The organism is Methanobrevibacter sp. (assembly GCF_045116495.1).
Classification (GTDB): domain Archaea; phylum Methanobacteriota; class Methanobacteria; order Methanobacteriales; family Methanobacteriaceae; genus Methanocatella.
In genome coordinates, this window is sequence record NZ_JBGULU010000039.1 from 1 (window position 1) to 2,278 (window position 2,278).

The 2,278-nt window shown below is 34.1% G+C and carries 3 protein-coding genes; all 3 read left to right on the forward strand.

Translation table 11 applies throughout. From position 1 onward, the window contains the following. Window positions 1-124 precede the first annotated feature (124 nt). A complete protein-coding gene (locus ACJMLH_RS01845) occupies window positions 125-1,003 on the forward strand; it encodes a toll/interleukin-1 receptor domain-containing protein (protein WP_405274230.1) in 879 nt (292 codons plus the stop codon). A gap of 24 nt (window positions 1,004-1,027) precedes the next feature. Next, a complete protein-coding gene (locus tag ACJMLH_RS01850; RefSeq protein ID WP_405274231.1) occupies window positions 1,028-1,909 on the forward strand; it encodes a TIR domain-containing protein in 882 nt (293 codons plus the stop codon). Between the two features lie 14 nt (window positions 1,910-1,923). Further along, the coding region (locus ACJMLH_RS01855; protein WP_405274232.1) for a toll/interleukin-1 receptor domain-containing protein at window positions 1,924-2,278 on the forward strand (355 nt) is incomplete at its 3' end.

Here is a 2,278-nt window from a genome sequence, read left to right on the forward strand (position 1 = left end):
AACTATTTTTTCTAAAAAACATTTAATATTTTTTAAATTATTGGATAACTGTTTTTCTATTCGAAAGATTTATTGCAAAATTATTAAAAGGCCTAATTTCATATCTATTATCAAGGGTGAAATTATGAATCCCAATATATATCTGTGCTATTCTCAAAAAGATTATGATATTGCCGTTGATGTCTGCAGCGAATTGGAGCAGTACGGTATTGAAGTTTGGAATGATTCAAGAGATGATACGGCCAAATATTATACCCTGGACGTTGCCGGTGCAACTGACTATATTGAACTGATTGTTTTGCTCTTTTCAGGCAATGTCAATGAATCTGATTATGTAAAAAAGGAAATTGAACTTGCATTCACACATCAGATACCTGTAATTGTATTGAATTTGGACGGTAGCCCTTATCAGTCTGAATTACAGTTCTTTTTAGGTAATTCTCATCAGATTATTGTTTATGATGGTATTCACAATGCAGTTGAACTGCTTGTTGAGGATATCAGCAGGATTTCCCATAATCCGGATCGTCCTGCATTATTCAAACCAATGATTGGAATTGAAGGTGAAAACAAACCAAAAGCTGTTTTTTTAAATAAGGACAATGATTTTGCATCTTCATATGCCTATTTAAGCTATGATGATGCTGATTCGCAATTCATAGAATCCCAAATAGCGCAATACGAATTCATGGGAGTTAATTTCCACCATCAGAATGGCCCAATAATCAAAGGCGCATCACTTCTTGTTGCATTCATATCTAAAAAATCATACAAATCGTCAAAAATAAAAAATGACATCAAAAGGGCAGTTACCCGAGATATTGGCATTTTAATGATTCATCTGGATGATTCAGAACCTGATTTTGGAAAGATGTTTGAAAATCATTATGGCTCCAAATTCAGGAATGCAATAAAATATTCCATTTATAAGCAGGAAATGGATGAACTGACATATATCGATAAGTGTGATGAGATATTCCAGCTGTTCGGCGTTAAAAAATAGAAATATAATATCTGGGTAATTATTATGAATTATGACGTATACCTTTGCTTCTGTGATGAAGACAGTAAAATTGCAAAGCATGTCTGTGAAATATTTGAGCTGAATAATATTACCTATTGGTTTGCAGGTGATGGAAACAACAATGGGAATTCAGTGCAAAACAGAACAGATGCAATAAGAGGTGCTGAAAAAATTGTTTTGATACTGTCCGGAAGAGCTCAGGAATCCGCAAAGGTGCTGACTGAAATCGACATTGCATTTTCAAATATGAAGTCCATAATCATATTTAACACTGACAAATGTTCCCTGAAAGATGAGTTTCGATTTTTCCTGGCCGCTTCACCTGAAATCAGGGCATATTCAAATTTTCATGAATCCCTTGTTTTATTGGTTTACGCGTTAAAGGGCGATTCCTATACTCCTTATGTTCCTGATAATTTCAGACCTCCTCAACCTAAAGGAATGGCTAAACCAAAAGCTTCATTTTCAAACAAAACACTGAAATATAGATCCACACCACCATATGTATATTTAAGTTATGATGATGCTGATTTGGAGTTTATGAAATCTCAAATACAGCAATACGAAATGATGGGAGTTAATTTCACACATAAAACCGACTATAAAATCAACGATTCATCCCTGCTTATAGTTTTCATATCAAAAGATTCATGCAAATCATCAAAAATAAAAGCCGACATCATAAAGGCAATTTCAAATGATGTGGGCATTCTTCTAATCCATCTCGATGATGCAGAACCTGATTTTGGAAGAATTTTCAATCTGAAATACTCCTCAAAATTAAAAAATGCAGTGAAATATTCCATTCATAAGCAGGAAATGGATGAGCTTACATATATCGATAAGTGTGATGAGATATTCCAGCTGTTCGGCGTTAAAAAATGATTAAAGGCGAAATTATGAATCATGAAGTATACATTTCATATTCGAAAAAAGACTCTGAAATCGCAATGCAGATCTGTGAAGCGATAGAGTCAAATGATATCAGATGCTGGATATCTTCAAGAGACCTTGACAGGAAAAAAGACCCTATTGAACAAATGGCAAATGCAATTCAAAGTGCTGAAAATGTTGTTTTGATATATTCCAAAAACGCCATGGAATCGCAAAACGTTAAAAATGAAATATCATTTGCACTTTCAAATCAAATCAGCGTCATTCCTGTCAATGTTGATGCAAGCAGTGAAGTGCCTGATTTATTTATAGGTGCAAACAAGCCTAAAGCCACTTTTCAGGGAATCTCAGACAACTTCA

What these genes read in the sequence shown, in the direction of transcription:
- ACJMLH_RS01845 (WP_405274230.1), top strand. Translation starts at nt 125, where the DNA reads ATGAATCCCAATATATATCTGTGCTATTCTCAAAAAGATTATGATATT.
- ACJMLH_RS01850 (WP_405274231.1), top strand. Translation starts at nt 1,028, where the DNA reads ATGAATTATGACGTATACCTTTGCTTCTGTGATGAAGACAGTAAAATT.